This is a genomic window from Lactiplantibacillus herbarum (assembly GCF_001039045.1).
GTDB classification, from domain to species: domain Bacteria; phylum Bacillota; class Bacilli; order Lactobacillales; family Lactobacillaceae; genus Lactiplantibacillus; species Lactiplantibacillus herbarum.
Map to the genome: position 1 here is coordinate 58742 of NZ_LFEE01000021.1, position 19150 is coordinate 77891.

Here is a 19150-nt window from a genome sequence, read left to right on the forward strand (position 1 = left end):
GTTACTTCGACTCCTTTGCTTGGAATTCCGTAATTTGTTGTTGGATGTTTTGTGGTTGTTCTTCAAAAACATTCGTCAAAAATTCGGTCATTTTTTGCTTTGGTGCTTCATCCGCTTGTTTAACGGCGGCTTTAATATCTTCTTTAACTTGTTCAATGTACTCATTTTCCTGATCTTCTGACCAGGCACCTTGATCCGTCAAATACTTGCGGTAACGGATGAGTGGATCGTTGTCAAACCAAGGTTGTTCTTCATCCTTAGTCCGGTAACGTTTAGGATCATCACCCGCATTCGTATGTGGACCAAAGCGATAAGTCAACGTTTCAATTAGAACGGGACCATTACCAGCTGCTGCGTATTCACGAGCTGCTTGAGTAACTTCATAAACGGCTAAGAAGTCCATCCCGTCTACTTGAATACTTGGAATACCAGCTGCAATCCCTTTTTGAGCCAGAGTCCGCGCAGCCGTTTGCTTACGTCGAGGAACTGAGATTGCGTAACCATTATTTTGAACGATGAAGACTGCGGGTGCTTGGAACGCGCCAGCAAAGTTCATCCCTTCATAAAAGTCCCCTTGCGACGTCCCACCATCACCGGTGTAGGTATAAGCAACTTTATCTTCAGTCCCATTCTTCTTAATCCCAAGTGCAACACCGGCAGCTTGGACATACTGGGCACCAATAATAATTTGTGGTGGCATTGCGTGGAAATCTTCTGGATATTCATTTCCTAACACGTGACCCCGTGACCACAAGAAAGCTTTGTAAACTGGTAGCCCGTGTTGAATCAATTGAGGAATATCACGGTAAGCAGGCATCAAAACGTCGGTCTTCTTCATGGCCGCGTTACTACCCATCTCACTAGCTTCCTGACCTTCAGTTGGCGCGTAAAATCCTAGTCGTCCTTGTCGAGTTAATGCATTAGAACGTTGGTGTAACGTTCGTTCCCACAGCATCAGCTTAAAGAAATCAACGAGCTGCTCATTTGAATATTTAGCAATAATTTCTGGTTTAATTACTTTAGCTTGGCCATCCATGACCTGTACAGGTTCAAAGTTCTTTCCCATTGCATCACGGATTGCACTAAAATCAACGATTGGTTTTTCGTTGTCCATAAATGACACATCCCTTTCATGAACGTACGAACGGGATGGCTAACCACCACGTTCGTAATCGTTTTCATAATTACAAGTCTAATTTACCATTGCTATATATCATTTGCAAGCCCTTCCAAATAGCGTGCAGTCGGCTTTTTTTGTTAGATTGATTGTGAACAATTTCATTTGACGATTAATTAGTTTTCATTTTTTTCATAAGCAGTGCTACATTTTGATTCTCGCTTATGCTAAACTTAATATTAAGTGTGAACTGCGCGATCTAAGTTTTTGGAGGTAATTGAAATTGATTAAAATGCGCGACATTATCCGCGAAGGTAATCACACATTACGCGCGGAAGCAAAACAAGTTAAGTTTCCATTAAGTGAAGCTGATCAGAAGTTAGCCACTGATATGATGGAATATTTAGAAAATAGCCAAGACCCTGAACTGGCTAACAAATACGGTCTTCGTGCCGGTGTTGGGTTAGCCGCACCGCAAGTTGACGTGTCCGAACAGATGGCCGCCGTACTGGTCCCTGGTGACAACGATGGTGATGAACCAATCTTTAAAGATGTCATTATCAATCCAGTTATCGTCAGCCACTCCGTTCAACCGGGTGCTCTGACGGAAGGCGAAGGCTGTCTCTCCGTCGACCGTGACATCTCTGGCTACGTGATTCGCCATGATCGTATTACGTTACGCTACTATAATATGGCCGGCGAACAGAAAAAAATTCGCTTAAAGAATTATCCAGCCATTGTTTGCCAACATGAGATTGACCATCTACACGGGGTCCTCTTCTACGACCACATCGATGCTAAAGACCCATTTGCAGCCGATGATGACCTTATCTTAATCTCGTAACCAAAAGTTAGACTCAAAAAAGCTACTTCAGAAAGTTAAACTCTTCTGAAGTAGCTTTTTATATTGGTAGCATATTAGTGCTGTAACCTGCGTTAAAAAGCAGTTTATTCTAAGCCTATTTGATTGCCGAAAAATTCAATCATGCGACGATTCGCTCTGTTGGTGTGTGCTTGGATCTAACCGTCGCAAATCTTTCAAATATTCTAAGGTGGCCTCGTTCATTAAATAGGCAATATCCACGTGTAACTGCCCATCACGTAACCAAGCATCGGTTACCCGTAATGCGGGTCCTGCTGATTGAAAAGCCGCTATCTGCTGTTGATCGGCATAGCGCTGTAGCTGATTGTTAAACAGCCGTCGGACTTCTGGCAGATCAATCGCCGTCATGCCTGGGACAGCCAGAACATATTCAAACGCCATTACTCCACGCCCCCACACATTGGCAACCGGAACAGAATGAATTGCACCATCAACTTCGTGCACCGTCATCGTACTTGCAAGGGCTGCAAATGCTGCTTGCATCGCTTTGTCAGCCGTTCTTTGACCAGTCAATCGGATCTTCAACGCTGCTCGTTTTAAGATTTGCCGACGAATAACTTCATAGATAATCACGGCAACTAATAGGCCACCAATAATCGTTAACCAAGTCTGCATGTTCAATCACCCATTCTTTTTTTGTATATTCGTTCACAATTTTAGGAATTTTCTTGTGTTTTGACTTTTATTTAGCATAGCATGTTTCTTAAAAAAAAATCCTTTTGGCCGCTTCACTTTTGAAGAAAGTTAACATTGTATACACCTCCGCTAAATTATGCTAAAATGTAAGATAATTGTTGTGTTTACACAACCTGGCGTACGGAACAAAAACTTTTATTTTTGCTATCTATTTAGATCGTTCGCATCTAAATAAATCTTTTTTATAAGGGAGTTTTACACATGATTTACAAAGTATATTACCAAGAAACCCAAGCACGGAACCCCCAACGTGAAACGACGCAAGCTCTATATCTCGAAGCAGATACTGAAGTTGCAGCGCGGACCTTGGTGGAAGATAACACTGATCACAACATTGAGTTTATCGAACCGTTAGCCGGTAACTTCTTGGATTATGAACAACAAAATCCAGAGTATCACCTAACGGAGTTCAATAAATGAAACGGTTAAACGTTAAAAATAACGAAACCGCTGTTTTTGCAGTCGGCGGTTTAGGAGAAATTGGGAAAAATACTTATGGTATCCAATTTCAAGATGAGATTATTTTGATTGATGCCGGCATCAAGTTCCCAGAAGATGAATTACTGGGAATCGATTACGTCATTCCAGATTATTCTTATCTAGTTGCAAACCAGCAAAAAATAAAAGCTTTAGTGATTACGCATGGTCACGAAGATCACATTGGTGGGATTCCCTTCCTATTGAAGCAGATCAACGTACCGATCTATGCTGGCCCACTTGCCTTAGCTTTAATTAAAGGTAAGTTGGAAGAGCACGGGTTATTAAAGACAACTGAACTGCACGAAATCAACGAAGACACCATCTTAAAGTTCCGGAAGACCCGGGTCTCGTTCTTCAGAACGACCCACTCAATTCCAGATACATTAGGAATCGCCGTGCAAACCCCACCTGGTACCATCGTCGAGACTGGGGATTACAAGTTCGACCTGACACCAATTACGAACCAGCCGCCTAATCTACAACGTATGGCGCACTTAGGCGAACGTGGTGTACTAGCATTGATGTCTGATAGTACTAACGCTGAACGCCCTATCTGGACTAAGTCTGAACGTTGGGTTGCCCAATCAATTCGTCGGATTTTCGATCAAGTTGAGGGACGAATCATATTCGCCACCTTCGCCTCGAATATCTCACGGATTCAGGAAGCAGCTCAAGTAGCCTTGGAACACCACCGCAAGATTGCCGTCTTTGGTCGTAGTATGGAAGCAGCCATCGTTAATGGTCGTGAACTTGGTTACCTGGACATTCCTGATGAAGCAATCATTGATGCCAATGATCTACGTTCACTACCAGCTAACAAGGTTATGATTCTATGTACCGGCTCACAAGGTGAACCTATGGCTGCCCTTTCACGAATTGCTAACGGTACCCACCGTCAGATTTCAGTGGAACCCGGCGATACAGTCGTCTTCTCTAGTTCACCAATCCCTGGTAACACGTTAAGCGTTAACCACGTGATCAACGAACTAGAAGAAGCTGGCGCTAATGTTATCCATGGTAAGGTTAATAACATCCATACTTCTGGACATGGTGGCCAAGAAGAACAAAAGCTCATGCTTCGCTTAATGAAGCCAAAATTCTTCATGCCTATTCATGGTGAATACCGGATGCTTAAGATTCATACCGAACTAGCTGAACAGTGTGGCGTACCATTAGACCACAGCTTTATCCTTGAAAATGGTGATGTCTTAGCCTTTACCAAGGATTCTGCTCGGGTTGCCGGTCACTTTGGTGCTGGTGATGTCTACGTTGACGGTTCCGGTATCGGTGATATTGGTAACGTCGTTTTACGCGATCGCCAAGTTCTTTCTGAAGAAGGTCTAGTGGTGGTGGTTGCAACCATCAACTTAAACAAGAAAGAAATTCAAGCTGGCCCTGACATTTTATCACGTGGATTTGTTTACATGCGTGAATCTGGAGACCTCATCAATGAGGCCCGCCGTCACGTTTTCCGCACGATTCGTCGTAAGATGAAGTCTGATAAAGTCAGTGAAGCAACTATTCGCAACGCGATTATCGATGATCTTCAGAGTTTCTTATTTGATAAAACTGAGCGTCACCCGATGATTTTACCGATGCTAATTATGAATTAACAACTGGCCGGAACGATCCTTGTTCCGGCTTTTTGCGGTATAAGACCGATAAGAGGTGTAAATTTGATTGCTGAGTACTACATTATTATTAACAACCTGGCTGGTGCCGGCCAAGGTAAGATAGTTTGGGAAACTATTAAACCAATACTCGAACAACGCCAAATTCATTTTGAATACCGTATTTCCGAGTATGCTGGTCATGCTATTCGCATCGCCGCAGATTATGTTAAACAGATCAAACGTCGACCAAACGTTACACCGGTCATCTTAGCTGTCGGTGGCGATGGTACGCTTAACGAAGCTTTAAACGGCGTTATGCAGATCCCACAAGATGACCCGATTCCCCTAGCCTATATTCCCGGTGGCTCTGGTAATGATTTTGCACGCGGACTTGGTATGGCAACTGACCCAACCATCGCGTTAGCACAGGTATTGAATAATATGCGTGCCCGCGAGTTAAACGTCGGCTATTATCATGAAACACTCAAAAACGAGCACCGTTACTTCGTTAATAACGTTGGCTTAGGCTTTGATGCTCAGATTGTTGACGACACTAACCGTAGTAAACACAAGGGCCGCTTTGGTCGCTGGGCTTATCTCAGTAATGCGTTAGCCGCCTATTCCCAACAAGAAGGCTTCCCATTAACGGTGCACGTTGGGCGTAAACGTGATTATTATCGTCACGCCTTTCTATGTACAGTTTCAAACATCCCCTATTTTGGTGGCGGTGTTAAGATTCTACCCGGGGCCAATCTCCATGATGATCAATTAGAATTAATTGTCTTAGAAGAACCCCACTGGTGGATTGTACTCTGGTTATTTTTACTACTATTACTAGGTGGTCGCCACCTCAATTCTCGTTATGTCCATCACTATCGCACTGCAAACCTACACTTGCTAGTTAATTCAGTTGAAGTAGGTCAGATGGATGGCCAGATCATTGGTAATCGTAATTACGACCTCTACCTATCAACGCACCCTTATCCATTCTGGATTGACACTAGTATCCATGATCACCACTAAAAAAACGTTCGGCCTCAGTTATCCTTGAGGCCGAACGTTTTTTATTTGGTTAGTCTTCAGAAGCATTAATTGCTTCCAGAAGCATGTCAAGCTGCTCACATTTTTTAGACAAGTGACTGACCCGTTCTGTTAGGTGAGGGTAAATGGTCACAACGCGTGAGCGATCCTGTTGTCGAGTTTCTAGCACCTTTAGCTGATCAAGCTCGCTATTGGCTTCCTGATACTCTTTCAGGATCTCAAATCGATTACTCACTGATAACACTTCCTTAAAACAATATAATTTAAATTCCCCGATAAAAACGGCAAATTAAATATACCACATTTATAAAAAAGTTTAAATCATAAAAGCCAAAAAATAGCGAAAAAAACAACCTAGTACGCCATCGACGTTATCTAGGTTGCTTTAAAAGATCATTTATTTAACCGTACCTGCAAAACTAGGCATGAAGTATGAACTGATCGTTTCGACCTGAACATTTTTACCTTCAGTTGGTGCTGCAACGTACTGGTTGTTACCAATGTAAATGGCATCATGATAAGTTGAACCACGGTCACCCCAGAATAGGATATCCCCTGGTTGTGCGTCGGCTACAGAATGAGTAGTCACGTAAGATTCTTGCGCAATCGTGCTGTGTGGCAAACTAATTCCTGCCGCATGCGAGTAAACGTAAGAAACTAAACCTGAACAATCCATCCCTGAGAGACTTGAACCGCCCCAAACGTAAGGAATGTTCGCACTAGCCAGCTTCAATGCTAATCCAGTCACTGAACCAGTAGCCAAATCAGATGTGGTAGAAGTTGTGGTACTACTGCTGTTCGTGGTAGCAGTGCTACTTTGACTAGCTGAACTCGTAGACGTACTACTTTGAGCAGCACTACTGGTTGCTGTCGAGCTAGCAGCTGAACTGCTTACACTAGCCGTACTAGTGGCTGCCGTCGTATTATTCGTTGAAGCGTTCGTTGCAACCACGCTGGCCGTTGAACTACTTTGGCTAACTGAACTCGTAGTTGAACTACTTGCTACTGAACTGCTTTGACTGGCTGAGCTAGTAACAGTTGAACTACTTACTTGATCTGTACTTTCAGTAGTTGCAGCCTGGCTGGTCACACTAGCACTCGTTGCCACTGCTTTAACAGTTTCCGTTGAAGAAACGGCACTGGTTGCTGCAGAACTTGAACTAGCTGACGTACTGCTTTCTGAGCTAGCACTGACGGCATCCTGACTTACCGTACTTGTACTTTCAGTAGCACTACTTGACGTTGACTGTCTGTTAGCTGATGAACTGGCAGCTGACGTTGCCGTTGTTGCACTAGCTGACGTTGCGTCAGTTGAAGTCGTGCTCTGCTTGCTAGTCGTCTTAGTCGTTGCGCTTGGCACTTGTAAATTCTGGCCAACCACGATCAAATCACCAGATAGGTCATTTAATTGTTGTAAAGCATGAACTGAAGTGTTGTATTGATCAGCGAGTGTCCAAAGCGAATCGCCGGCTTTAACGGTATATGTACCCTTAGCGGTGACCTTCTTGGTTGCTGACTTAGTGGCAGTACCACTAACCTGTAATTTTTGACCGACATAAATCAAATCAACATTGGCATCAGATGCCTTGATTTGGTTGAGTTTTTCGATACTTTTAACGGAGACACCGTGTTCTTGAGCGAGCGCCCAAACTGTATCGTTTGCTTTAACAGTTACTGAGGCAGCATTGGCAGCTTGGCCTGTAGCAAGCAATAAACCAACGGCACCAACCGTACCGGCTAGGACCTTGCCCGTTGTATGTGCTTGTGACATTTAAATTCACTCCTTTAGTAAATTATAAAATTGCAACTATAACATTAAGAATTCCTTAATGACTTTTACAAATCATAATTTTATTGTAGCACAACTTTTCACATTACAAACTATTATCACTTATTTTTTTATAAAACACTTCGTTTCTTTTGAAAAAAGCTTGCTAGCACCAAAATAATACAAATTGCCGGTAATACAGCATTCATCTGTGTAAACAAAATGTTATCTTTTGATTAGCACAAACGATTAGTTGTACTCAAATCGCCCAGTTGTGCCTCGCCAACCGACAAAAAAACGAACCCCTAATAATTACTTAGGTAGTTCGTTGATTATGATTAAAGTTGAGGATCAAACAAACCATCAACCGGTTGTTGTTCGTGAATTAGCTTAATCGCGTCACCTAATAGTGGCCCGACTGATAACTGAACCAGCTTATCAAAATGTTTGTCCGCTGGAATCTGAATCGTATCAGTAACAATTACCTTTTCAAGCTTTGAATCCTGAAGTTTCTGTGGTGCATCCTGTGAAAAGATGGCATGCGTTGCACAACCATAACCCGTTGCGGCACCCGCCTGTGCTAAGGCATCAGCTGAAACTTCAAAACGCGTCCCAGTATCGATCATATCATCGATCACAATTGCAATTTTGCCCTTAACATCACCAATGATACTAGTTGGAATCTGATTTTCATCATCTGGATGGCGATTATCAATAATGGCAATCGGTGCACCTAATAACTCTGCCATCTTACGAGCTCGTGAAACACCCGCATGATCCGGTGAAACGACCACCAAGTTATCGGTGATTCCACGGTCCTTGAAGTAACTTGCTAATAAAGGTGCGGCGTATAAATGATCGACCGGAATATCAAAGAAGCCTTGGATCTGAGCAGCGTGCAAGTCAACCGTTAAGACCCGGCTAGCTCGGTCCTTTTCTAGCAACGTTGCAATTAACTTAGCCGTAATGGGTTCACGTGACCGTGCCTTACGATCCTGACGGGAATAACCATAGTAAGGAATAACCACATTAATTTGGCTAGCACTTGCTCGACGTAACGCATCAATCATGATCAATAATTCTAGAATAGTATCATTAACTGGTTCTGAAATTGATTGAATGACAAATACTTCCGCCCCACGAATACTTTCTTCAATGTTAATTTGAATTTCACCATCGCTAAAACGTCTAACTGAACTTTTCCCCAAAGGAATTCCAACCCGCTGAGAAATTTTTTCCGCTAAAGGTAAGTTAGAATTTAACGCAAATAGTTTTAGTTTGGCATAAGATTCGTCTGTTGACATAACGACCTCCATCAAAGTTGTTTTATGTTTTACTCTCTCTTGATTATAGCAGTTACCACGCTCAAAAACTGCTCACTAATTAATTTTCTGTGATTAATCACCTAATATTTAGTCGTGTACGTGGTAATCATTGTTTAAATTCCAGAATTGCACAAATACTATCAATGCTAATTCTTGCTATTAGCAATTAACAGCTAGCTAGTCGTTTGTGGCATGAAATCTGCCGGGGTAATCCCATTCATCCCAATCATAGGGTCAATTGTACCACCCATGACCAACGCTGGCGTCAGTACATTAGGCCTTGGCGCTGCTTGTGAATCCGTTACAGCTGAATCGGATACCGTGGCAGGACTTATTGCGGCTCACTTGCACTTGTAGTTGCTTCCTCACGAGGAGCTTCACTATCAGCCGGCTCCTGCTCATTGTTAGGAGTTACAACCGTAACAGGTTTGCCATCATTTGAGAACACCTGTTGCAACCGTTTCGTCAACGTTGTTTGACGATTCACTGATTCATTCGTCACGCTACGTTCAAAAGACTGAGCATCCCCTACCAAAATCAGCATCTTTTCCGCTCGGGTCACCGCTGTATACAACAAGTTACGCTGTAGCATCCGGGAAAATTGGGGAACCAACGGGAGAATGACCATCTTGAATTGACTACCTTGTGACTTATGAATTGACATACTGTAAGCCAAAGTCAGTCGTTTCCAATCAGCTCGTTGATACGTCACTTCATTCTGATCAAACGCAATCGTAATCTGATCCTTCTTGGATTCATTATGTGGATCCTTAGCTAGGTCAATTCCCACAATTTTACCAATATCACCGTTAAAGACGTTATCCTCAGGTGAATTGACTAGATGAAGTACCTTGTCACCAACCCGAAAATCCTGATCATTATACGTTAAGTGTTTCTGACGTGCGGACTTTAGCGGATTAAAAATATTTTGAACCGTCGTATTCAGCTGATCAATACCAGCCGTTCCACGGTACATCGGCGCTAGAATTTGAACTTGTTCAGCTGTGACGCCTTTCGACTGAGCAGGAGCCACAACCTGTTCAACGATGTGATTGACTTGATAGGCGTTGCATGCGATGAACGAACGATCAGGCTGGTTGACAGCAAAGTCATCTGGTAACCGCCCATTTTTGATGGCATGAGCTAACGGGATAATACTCGAGTCATCACCCTGACGATAGATTCTCGTCAATTCAATCTGTGGTAAATCTTCGAATTGCAATAGATCATGGAACACTTGTCCAGCACCAACAGATGGTAACTGGTCCTTATCACCAACTAGAATAATCTGCATGTGATTAGGAATAGCGGTCAATAGTTGTTGAAAGAGCACCGTATCGACCATCGACATTTCATCGATGATCAGTAAGCCGCCGTCCAATTCCTTAGTCGGTTCTTCCGGTCCATCTTCACGACCCGTCAGTCCTAACAAGCGATGGATTGTACTAGCTAGTAAACCAGTCGTTTCCGCCATGCGTTTAGCGGCTCGACCAGTTGGCGCAGCCAGCAGAATTGGAAAGGGCTTGTCCTTATAGTCATTAATGTCTAACGAGACATCGTGTAATTCCGCGTACAAGGCGACTAACCCACGAATAATCGTCGTCTTCCCCGTTCCGGGCCCCCCGGTGAGTAGAAAGACATGTGACGTAATTGCAGCTTTCAACGCTGCCGTCTGTGATTCATCATAAGTCAGATTACTAGCACGGCCGACGTGTTCAATCGCCCGTTCAACGGCGTGGTCTGCTAAGCCAGCATCATTATCAGCAGCCAATAGCCGGTGCATATGCTCCGCAACTCGCCACTCAGCTTCGTAAAGATCTCGTAAATAAATTCGATTCTCGTCACCGACAATCTTATTCTCCTGCGCTAAGACAACTAACTGATCAGCTAATTTATTAGGATCAATCGCAACGTTACGCGCATTTTCCAACAACTGCATCGTCTGCGACAGCAATGGTTTAGCCGTCGTATAAGTATCTCCATTATCAACGCATAATTCATTGATTTCCGTTAATAACGCTGCTTTCAACCGATTATCAGCCTGTGGGTCAATCTTCAGCTGAGTCGCAATTTGATCGGCCTTCTTAAACCCAATCCCTTTGATATCTTCCACTAGACAATATGGATTTTCCTGAATTTTAGCTAACGTATCACCCTGATAACGCGCATAGATAGCAGCGGCCAAACGACTTCCGAATCCATACGCATTCAGTCCAATAATTGTCTGCTCAAGACCATTATTCACTCGTAAAGTATCCAGTAACGTTTGACGGACACTTGCTCGTAAGCCGATTGGATCTAATATGTCAGGGTCCGCTAAAATCTTGTCGATTGCATCTTCGCCTAAAGTTTCTACGATCCGTTCAGCCGTTCGCTTACCTAGTCCTGGAAAATCATCCCCAGCTAAGTACGCGATCAGTCCTGCTCGCGTAGTCGGTGTCTCATTTTGATAATTGTCCGCTTGAAACTGAGTCCCATACTTAGGGTGTCGTACGGTCTTACCCGTAAACCGATACGTCGCTTCTTCTTGAATATCGGCGAAGCTCCCAGTAACGACCATTTCATCTTCTGACCAGTCAATATTTTGATCACTGACTTTTACGAGTAGTACTTTATAAAAACTATCAGCACTACTGAAAAAAACAGCCGCCACTTTACCCACGATAAAGTGACTTACCGTCGATTCAACTGATCCGTTGGGGAATAAATCTGCTTGTTCATCCGTCACGGGAGTTCCTCCTTCTAAATTAATCTGCTTGTTGGCCAGCTTGGTTCGCTAACATTTTCTCAATATCCGTTAATTGTTGTTGATGCTGTTTGAAGTAATCTGGGTCCAATTTTTGTGCCTGTTCAAACCACTTCGCATACGGTTGTCCGAGTACCATTGCGGTCAAACCGACGTTAAACGCCGCCTTACCTGAGTGTGAATCAGCAGTGAAAGCTTTTTGATAATAATCCGATGCCTGCTGATTATTGCCTAACGCAAGTAACACATCTGCTACTAACAAGTTGGTATCCAATCGCTGGGGCTGTGCTTCTTGTGCCGTAATCGCCCACACTAATGCATGCTGATAATCACGTTGTCCCATGAGTGACTGGCCCATCATCATATAGGCATCATTTTTCAACTTTGGGTCCGTAATTTGTTGATAGTAAGGTAGAGCTTTATCATACGATTCTGCTTGATAATAAACGTTACCTAATGCATACCTTAATAAATCTGCTGCTTGAGGTACCTGCTGAAACTTACCCAGTGCTTTCATCGCCAGTGCTTCTGCTTGTTCAAAATCCTGCCCAGCAGTTAGTAACACGATTAAGTCATAATAAGCATGGTAGTCTTCTGGGTTAGCATCAATCTTCGTTACTAACTCATGCACTAATGCTTGTTGCTTAGCCTTATCTGGCCGGGATGATTGTTTTGTCATTCACCACAAGCTCCTCTCATTTAGATTGTATCCGTCACATCGGGTGTCCGTGATAAGTAAGACGTGTCGTTCCAGTCCAGTAATTTATAACTGTTGCCACGATCCCGTGTTTCTAAAATGGTCATTGACGTATTCGACAGGCCACCCCGTTTGCGTAGTGTCGCTAACGAAGCTCCTAGTAACGAGTTAACTAACGCGTTAAGCGCTGCCCCATGACTGACAATCAGGACGTTGTCTTCACGACGTGGATTAGCTGCGACAATTTGCTGAATCGCCGGTGTCATCCGTTTTAATAACTGTTGAAAACTCTCGCCCTGAATCAATGTTGGATCATACAAATCAGGATGATTACGAAAGGCATCGTATTCTTTAGGATAACGTGCCTGCACATCGGTAAAAGCCATCCCTTCCATCTTACCGAGATTGAATTCCCGCAAGCGGCTTAAAATGGTCACTGGTAATTCAGGTTGCGTTAAATCTTGGCGAATCGTCATCGCCGTATCACGAGCCCGTTTTAACGGACTTACATAGATATGATTAAAGTGCAGCTCCTCTAAAGCAGCCGCTAATTCATGAATTTCTTGATAACTCGCTGGTAACAACGGTGAATCCCCTTGAGATCCTTGATAGCGACCTTCTAGGTTCCATTCCGTTTTACCATGGCGAATAAATAATAATTTTGTCAATTGCTTACTTCCTCATCTTGATCTCTGCAGACCTATCAATACTACCTTTATATTATGACAGTTTTCAAGTCGCTTTTCAAAAACAGTTGCCATCAAATAATATTATTACGCTTACAAAATCAAATTAAGTCTCATTTCACTATTTTGATATTGGGCATCTGACTTCCATCCCCAATATAACTGAGCTCAAATCACAAAAAAGTGGTGCTGAATAACAAGATTGCTCCGTTACTCAACACCACCCTAACTCAAGAAGTTGGCACTGCTGCTAATGTCCACAAAACCGTACTCTGATATTGACCATTGGAAGCCACCGGATCAGCTGCTAGTTTCAACGTGCTTGGCGTCATCCTAAACGTCTGACCTTGATAACCGCCCTGCGTATAGATTGTTTGGCTATCTGCTCCCGCTGTTAAAACTTGATCAACCATTCCCGTGGTATCCCTTAACGCTAATTGCGCGTTCGTCAAATTAGTACCCGTATTACTGGTAAACGGTGCTAACTTGGCTGACAGTTGCCAATCACCGCCAACGGTTCGTTCATCGCTAACCGCCAACTTACTATCATCGTTGCCGTCGTATCCAGCACCACTGGCAGTTGGCGTTTGATCTAAATCAAGCGTCGTACCTTGTGCTAATGCATTCAAAGACACGGTCCCAAAATTTAAATTAGGGACGGCAGTCAACGCTAGTTTCCCACCGCTTTTAACAGTTAATAGTGCTGCATTGGTTGTAACCGTCTGCGGTTTTCCGTTAACCTGATAACTCAAACTCGCGTAGTAGGACGTTCCGTCATCATCCGCATTCGTAGGCACCTTCACCGTGTAACTAGTTCCAGTCGCATTGAGCGCTGTTGACTGCCCATCTTTAACTCGGTACCAATTGCTGACGGTTAACCCATCCGGCAAGGTACCTAGCTTGAACGTTGCTGGTGTTCCTTCGACGACCGTCACATCCTGTAACGCACCGACCATCAGCTGCGTCGAGTCGCTAATGCCATTTGACGTCCCGGTAATCGTCACTAAACCATGATCATGCGCCTTACCAGAAGTATCAGTAGACGCATCCGCCGCTGTCACATTACCATACTGATCGACCGTCGCTAAATCTGTATCGCTGCTCGTCCACGTGACCGGATCAGTTGCATCCGATGGTGTCAACGCAGCGTGTGCAGTCGTTACTTGTGAGTTATTCAGCGACTGATCATCGGTCGTCACCTTAATGCCAGTAGTTGGAACTCTGGCCGGTGTAACATTGATTGTCGCTATCCTTGACCAGTCATCTGGAAAGGTTCCGATACCAGAAAAGGCATACTGAACCTGAAAATAGATCGGTGTGGTTGTCGTTACTTGTGGCGCGGTAAACGTGTACGTTTGGCTGTTCGAACCAACCTTTTGGTAAGTCTGGCCATCAGAAGATTGCCACCAAACATACTTACGCCCATTCAGTAAACTAGTTGCGGCTTCCAGTGCACTACGCTGAGCCTTGACCGATATCGTAACCGAACTGCCACCAATAACGTTCATATCAATTGGCTGTTGTGTAAAACCACCAGACAAATTTAAGCCTAGTACCGAACTAGGTGGTGTACTTGGCGGTTGTGGCGCGCTTTTAGCAGCTGACGCACCAATCCCAATACTGATGCCTACCAGTAGACCAGCTAACATGACCAATAAATCCCTCATGATCTTCTTCATCATACCTCACCCCTTACGCGAGCGACGTTGACCAAACCAGTAAGCCGTTACCAATAGTGCTAATAAGATCACTACTGCGACAACTGCCCACAGCCACCAGTTAATTCGCCGGGGACCTACTAGGTGTTGGTTATGTTGTTGCGCACGATGAGCCGTGAGTTGGAAATTCTGTTGAAAGTTCCAGACTTTTTGACCACTCGTGAGATGTAAGTTAAGTCGATATTGTCCCGCAGCTAAACGCTGTGTTCCAAGTGCAACCTGATAATTAAACCAACTATTAGGTGCCACCGAGCCAGATTTCAACTGTTGCGTTGCTACCGTTGTGCCCGTCTTGACCTGTGTGACTCGAGATTGCAGTTTTAACTGCCCAAAAAGAGTTGGCGCCAGGTTACGTATTTTAGCTACAACTACAGGCTGCTCATTCTGAGTGTTTACCTTAACATTCGCTAAGTCTAACTTTATCGGAACCGGCTGACGTGATTGCGACCACAATGCAACCGCTGTCACTTCTGCGTAACGATTTTTCAAAACGAAACCCTGATTAGACTTATTTTTAGTCGTACTACTTGCCGTATTAGTGGCAAATAAACCACCCAAGACCTCACCTTTGAATCCGTTCTTTGGAATCGTCACTTTAAATGACACATTTTTTGCTTGATGCGCTGCCAAGTTAACCGTAACCCCCGCAGTCGTCATCTGTGTAAACGTCGTCGTTGCGGACGGATCACTCCGATCAGATGGCACGTAGACCACATTACCCGTGTCGGCAGTCGTCGCATTGACTGGCGTTACCCGAATAGTTACTGGCGACTTGCTTGGGTTACTAACAGCGACACTCAACGTTTGGGTCGTACCGGGTGTCAGCTGTAAGTTGAAATACCCCGCCTGCTTATCAAGCTGATTCTTAGGTAGCAAGGGGGTTAAGACAAAACCCGTGGCTGCGGTTGGACTTGCTGCTTGAACGGATCCTACACCAGATAGTAACCCCAGTAATAAGATTAGTCCAAATACCAGCCATCGTAATTTATTCCATCGCATTATCTGCGCCCCCTTGCATCAAATAATCTTCACTTCATAAAAAACTAACCACATTTAACTAAAAGCCGCTACTAAATACTACGAACTGGCCTTGGGTGCCGTTGGTGCATTTTGAAGCGCCCAGTACAACGTTGCCGTGTAAACACCCTGTGAAACGGTTGGTTGCTTAGCAACTTGTAAAGAACTGGTGTTAGCAGTGCTAGCAACGTTACTACCTTCACCAGTTTGAGCTGCAGCAGTCCATAGTGTCTGTGGACTGGCAACCCAACCATTCGTCACGTCCGCTTGAGTCAAACTCAAGGTTTGTGGCGCCGTCGTCGCGTTATTGTCTACCGCTCCCTTAGCCATATTAAGGTTTAAGGTAGCGCTATCAATTGTAGCCGAGCTAGCTGTAAATGGCCCCATACCAACCGTTAAAGCCCAGCCCGCATGGTCACCACGATAATCACTAACATTCAGGTTCCCCGACCCATTGCCGTCATAGCCAGCACCACCAGCCGTATTGTCACTTGTAACGTTCAACGTTGTATCCCCAGTAGCAATATTCTTAACGTTGGTGTTACTTAGTAGTAGGTTAGGAACTGCGTTTAACGTTAAATCTCCAGGCATAACTGTGAATTGTGCGTTCGATAACGCTTGCGCATTACCAGTACTATCCGCAGTATAGCCAGGAGTTACCGTCGTTAAGTTGCTACTCGCCGTCCCAGGGCCCGCTGCTAAGGCCCCCAGCGGCATTAGCGCGAGTGATAATAATGCGACACCACCACTCAAGCCGCTCTTCATTTTAAATACACGCATGTTGTTTCCTCCATTCTCTTCTCTCTACTAATTCAAAATCCCTACTTTTATTACTGATATCTGTCCCACTGTGGAACACTCACCATCCTCTCATCCCTAACGCCAACCATAGTCTAGCATGGTGTCATTCAAACATAACGTCTGAAATTTTAATTAATTAATTTTCCGTATTAACTGATTAACCGCTCACGGCAACGCAAGTTCTCCGTTTCAGCGATTGCACTAAACATTTAACTGATCAGCGTACGTATAACTCACAAATAAACAAAAACAGCCTACCAGAAAGACTTTACATCTTCTGGTAGGCTGCTCACTTGAGCTATTTTTTCAATGCTTCATCCAATGCATTGACCCCTTTGATTGGGCCAACGACGGTTACCACATCGTGTAGCGCCATCATATCCGTTGGCTGCGGTGACACGTTGATTTCCTTGCCATGCTTGATGGCAATCACGGTCAGGCCAAAACGTTGCCGAATATTTAGATCGATCAAATTCTGATGGACAAAGGTCGGGTCAGTAATTTCAATTGCGGCTAACGTATATTCATCACTGAGATCGATAAAATTCAAAATGTGATTAGAGAGTAATTTTCGTACGATGCCCTGTCCCATATCGCGTTCAGGAAAGACGACTTGGTCCGCACCGATACGCTCCAGTACCCGCCCCTGATCACTAGTTTCAGCTTTCGCAATGACTTTTTTTGCACCCTGTTCCTTGCTCAGCATAGTCGTTAAAATACTGGCTTCCATGTTATTACCGATCCCAATAATCACGTAATCGAACGTATCCACGTTTAACCCGTGTAAGACCTCTTCATCACGTGTATCCGCGATGATGCTCTGGGTTGCGACATCCATTAACTTATTGACTGGCTCTTCATTAATATCGACGGCTAATACGTCCTGATGAGCTGCCGCTAGCGTACGCACGACACTCTCCCCGAACCGTCCCAAGCCAAACACTGCAAAACTCTTTTTCATGATATGACTCCTAACCGATTAAAATATTTTCTTCTGGGTACCGAATCAAGCTAACCTTCGCTTGGCGTTTCGACAATGCGTATAGCGAGGTGAAGATTCCGACTCGCCCAATAAACATCAGTAAGATAATAATAATCTTACCAATAATTGTCAGGTGCATTGTTAATCCCAAACTCAGCCCAACCGTGCCAAACGCTGACAACACTTCAAACAAGACGTACTCCAAACCAAAACCGTTGGGGATATGTTCCGTCTGCGTCAGAATCAAAGTTGCCACCGTTAAAACAATGCTAGCCAAAAAGATCAGTAATAAGGCCCGGTTGGTATTCTCCTGACTAAAGCGCCGATGACTATACGTCACATCCTGACGCCCTCGTAATTGCGCAATACTTTGAAACATCAATAATCCAAAAGTCGTCGTCTTGATCCCACCGGCAGTAGAACCGGGCGTCCCACCGACAAACATGAGGATCATAATGACGAACAAACTACCAGCTTGCAATTGCTGTGTTGGCATCGTAATGAGCCCAGCCGTTCGGGGTGTAACGCTCAAGAACAGCGTATTGATCGTCCGGTTAAACCACGACGTCCCCGTTGGTAACAAGCGTAAATTGCGTTCCGTCACTAATAGTAAGACAAAACCGATTACGAAGAGACTGATGGTCGTTAACAAAGTTAGTTTTGAGTTGAGTGTCAGCCGTTTACGCGTATGGTATAGCAAAATATCTCGCCAAACTAAGAAGCCCAGCCCGCCCGCAACGATTAGGATCATCGTCACGATCAAAACATACGAATCACCGCGAAAGCTCATTAAACTATTACCGAAGACGTCAAAACCAGCGTTACAAAACGACATGACGGCGTGGTACATCGATACGTACAACCCGTGTGTCCAACCAAAACGCGGCACGAAGTCTACAGCTAGCAAGCCCATACCCCCCAGCTGAAAGAGTAACGAAAGTCCCACGACATACTTCATCACACTCTTCGTATCATTCAAGTTCTCGAGGTTCAGCGATTCTTTGACCATCAGTTGCGTAGAGAGCCCAATCTGGCGTCTCATGATGTTGAACAACAACACGGCAAACGTCATGTAACCGAGTGCGCCAATCTCGGACAAGCCTAAAATCACTAGCTGCCCAAAGGTCGTCCAGTGTTCAGCCGTATTCACCACGGTCAAACCAGTGATACAAGTTGCTGAGGCCGCTGTAAATAAGACATCAATCAGTGGCGTATGTACGTTTATCGGGGTCGCCCAGGGCAAACTCAATAAAATCGTTCCTATTATAATCAGGGCAACAAAACCCGCCACCATTTTTTTAGATAGCGTATCAAAAAATTTTAAGTGCGTTAACTGCTTCATCATTATCCATCCTATTACTACTATACTATTAGCCAATACTTTCCTTTAGCTTAATCAACCCGTACAGGAAAAGCAAGCTGCATTTTGAATCTCGAAAAATGAAAACTCACTAATAAATAAACACCACCAACAACCTCCGTATTTTCTAAATCATCTATTTATGTCAGGACTTAGTTCACTGATTAATAACTATACATATTATGCTAGTTAAACTTATGTAGATAATGACACTTCCTAG

General features: G+C 44.1%; 16 protein-coding genes and 1 pseudogene. 4 read left to right on the forward strand and 13 right to left on the reverse strand.

What is annotated here, in order from left to right:
• Nucleotide 1: 1 nt before the first annotated feature.
• Nucleotides 2-1114, reverse strand: a complete 1113-nt coding sequence (gene pdhA, locus ACG95_RS07755; protein WP_047999993.1) for a pyruvate dehydrogenase (acetyl-transferring) E1 component subunit alpha — start codon at nucleotides 1112-1114, stop codon at nucleotides 2-4.
• A gap of 286 nt (nucleotides 1115-1400) precedes the next feature.
• Between pdhA and def the strand changes: the two genes are divergently transcribed.
• Nucleotides 1401-1961 carry a peptide deformylase gene (gene def, locus ACG95_RS07760; protein WP_047999994.1) on the forward strand — a complete coding sequence of 187 codons (561 nt, stop codon included), beginning with the start codon at nucleotides 1401-1403 and terminating at the stop codon, nucleotides 1959-1961.
• A gap of 135 nt (nucleotides 1962-2096) precedes the next feature.
• On the opposite strand, the gene ACG95_RS07765 is transcribed toward def, so the two are convergent.
• Nucleotides 2097-2615 carry a hypothetical protein gene (locus ACG95_RS07765; RefSeq protein WP_047999995.1) on the reverse strand — a complete coding sequence of 173 codons (519 nt, stop codon included), beginning with the start codon at nucleotides 2613-2615 and terminating at the stop codon, nucleotides 2097-2099.
• Nucleotides 2616-2897: 282 nt separating this feature from the next.
• Between ACG95_RS07765 and ACG95_RS07770 the strand changes: the two genes are divergently transcribed.
• The 3 genes from ACG95_RS07770 to ACG95_RS07780 all read left to right on the forward strand — a co-directional run bounded on the left by ACG95_RS07770 (nucleotide 2898) and on the right by ACG95_RS07780 (nucleotide 5812).
• Nucleotides 2898-3116: a DNA-directed RNA polymerase subunit epsilon gene (locus tag ACG95_RS07770; protein ID WP_047999996.1), complete on the forward strand. Its 219-nt coding sequence runs from the start codon at nucleotides 2898-2900 to the stop codon at nucleotides 3114-3116.
• Nucleotides 3113-4789, forward strand: a complete 1677-nt coding sequence (gene rnjA / locus ACG95_RS07775) for a ribonuclease J1 (protein ID WP_047999997.1) — start codon at nucleotides 3113-3115, stop codon at nucleotides 4787-4789. Before ACG95_RS07770 ends, rnjA begins: the two co-directional genes overlap by 4 nt.
• Before the next feature lie 63 nt (nucleotides 4790-4852).
• Nucleotides 4853-5812, forward strand: coding sequence for a diacylglycerol/lipid kinase family protein (locus ACG95_RS07780; protein WP_047999998.1), 960 nt, complete (start codon nucleotides 4853-4855; stop codon nucleotides 5810-5812).
• 49 nt (nucleotides 5813-5861) lie between these two features.
• Here the strand turns inward: ACG95_RS07780 and ACG95_RS07785 are convergent, their stop codons facing one another.
• The 11 genes and pseudogenes from ACG95_RS07785 to ACG95_RS07835 form a co-directional block, all read right to left on the reverse strand.
• A complete protein-coding gene (locus ACG95_RS07785) occupies nucleotides 5862-6065 on the reverse strand; it encodes a hypothetical protein (RefSeq protein ID WP_047999999.1) in 204 nt (67 codons plus the stop codon).
• A gap of 162 nt (nucleotides 6066-6227) precedes the next feature.
• Nucleotides 6228-7601: a C40 family peptidase gene (locus ACG95_RS07790; RefSeq protein ID WP_048000000.1), complete on the reverse strand. Its 1374-nt coding sequence runs from the start codon at nucleotides 7599-7601 to the stop codon at nucleotides 6228-6230.
• Between the two features lie 335 nt (nucleotides 7602-7936).
• Nucleotides 7937-8902, reverse strand: coding sequence for a ribose-phosphate diphosphokinase (locus ACG95_RS07795; protein WP_048000001.1), 966 nt, complete (start codon nucleotides 8900-8902; stop codon nucleotides 7937-7939).
• A 194-nt stretch (nucleotides 8903-9096) separates the two neighbouring features.
• Nucleotides 9097-11651: pseudogene (gene recD2, locus ACG95_RS07800) on the reverse strand (SF1B family DNA helicase RecD2).
• A 19-nt stretch (nucleotides 11652-11670) separates the two neighbouring features.
• Nucleotides 11671-12348 carry a tetratricopeptide repeat protein gene (locus ACG95_RS07805; RefSeq protein WP_048000002.1) on the reverse strand — a complete coding sequence of 226 codons (678 nt, stop codon included), beginning with the start codon at nucleotides 12346-12348 and terminating at the stop codon, nucleotides 11671-11673.
• A gap of 20 nt (nucleotides 12349-12368) precedes the next feature.
• Nucleotides 12369-13034, reverse strand: a complete 666-nt coding sequence (locus ACG95_RS07810) for a histidine phosphatase family protein (RefSeq protein WP_048000003.1) — start codon at nucleotides 13032-13034, stop codon at nucleotides 12369-12371.
• Between the two features lie 248 nt (nucleotides 13035-13282).
• Nucleotides 13283-14734, reverse strand: coding sequence for a WxL domain-containing protein (locus ACG95_RS07815; protein WP_237756475.1), 1452 nt, complete (start codon nucleotides 14732-14734; stop codon nucleotides 13283-13285).
• Between the two features lie 3 nt (nucleotides 14735-14737).
• Complete coding sequence (locus ACG95_RS07820; RefSeq protein ID WP_048000005.1) at nucleotides 14738-15769, reverse strand: WxLIP family cell surface protein; 1032 nt, start codon at nucleotides 15767-15769, stop codon at nucleotides 14738-14740.
• 78 nt (nucleotides 15770-15847) lie between these two features.
• Complete coding sequence (locus tag ACG95_RS07825; protein WP_048000006.1) at nucleotides 15848-16567, reverse strand: WxL domain-containing protein; 720 nt, start codon at nucleotides 16565-16567, stop codon at nucleotides 15848-15850.
• Between the two features lie 319 nt (nucleotides 16568-16886).
• Nucleotides 16887-17549 (reverse strand): potassium channel family protein, encoded by a 663-nt coding sequence (locus ACG95_RS07830; protein ID WP_048000007.1) that lies wholly within the window; start codon nucleotides 17547-17549, stop codon nucleotides 16887-16889.
• A 10-nt stretch (nucleotides 17550-17559) separates the two neighbouring features.
• Entirely contained in the window at nucleotides 17560-18912 is a 1353-nt protein-coding gene (locus ACG95_RS07835; RefSeq protein ID WP_048000008.1) for a TrkH family potassium uptake protein, read from the reverse strand.
• Nucleotides 18913-19150: the final 238 nt, after the last annotated feature.

Coding starts and splice junctions, on each gene's coding strand:
- ACG95_RS07765 (WP_047999995.1), bottom strand. CDS start 2,615: ATGCAGACTTGGTTAACGATTATTGGTGGCCTATTAGTTGCCGTGATT.
- ACG95_RS07825 (WP_048000006.1), bottom strand. CDS start 16,567: ATGCGTGTATTTAAAATGAAGAGCGGCTTGAGTGGTGGTGTCGCATTA.
- ACG95_RS07815 (WP_237756475.1), bottom strand. CDS start 14,734: ATGATGAAGAAGATCATGAGGGATTTATTGGTCATGTTAGCTGGTCTA.
- ACG95_RS07820 (WP_048000005.1), bottom strand. CDS start 15,769: ATGCGATGGAATAAATTACGATGGCTGGTATTTGGACTAATCTTATTA.
- ACG95_RS07835 (WP_048000008.1), bottom strand. CDS start 18,912: ATGAAGCAGTTAACGCACTTAAAATTTTTTGATACGCTATCTAAAAAA.
- ACG95_RS07805 (WP_048000002.1), bottom strand. CDS start 12,348: ATGACAAAACAATCATCCCGGCCAGATAAGGCTAAGCAACAAGCATTA.
- ACG95_RS07770 (WP_047999996.1), top strand. CDS start 2,898: ATGATTTACAAAGTATATTACCAAGAAACCCAAGCACGGAACCCCCAA.
- ACG95_RS07830 (WP_048000007.1), bottom strand. CDS start 17,549: ATGAAAAAGAGTTTTGCAGTGTTTGGCTTGGGACGGTTCGGGGAGAGT.
- rnjA (WP_047999997.1), top strand. CDS start 3,113: ATGAAACGGTTAAACGTTAAAAATAACGAAACCGCTGTTTTTGCAGTC.
- ACG95_RS07790 (WP_048000000.1), bottom strand. CDS start 7,601: ATGTCACAAGCACATACAACGGGCAAGGTCCTAGCCGGTACGGTTGGT.
- ACG95_RS07795 (WP_048000001.1), bottom strand. CDS start 8,902: ATGTCAACAGACGAATCTTATGCCAAACTAAAACTATTTGCGTTAAAT.
- pdhA (WP_047999993.1), bottom strand. CDS start 1,114: ATGGACAACGAAAAACCAATCGTTGATTTTAGTGCAATCCGTGATGCA.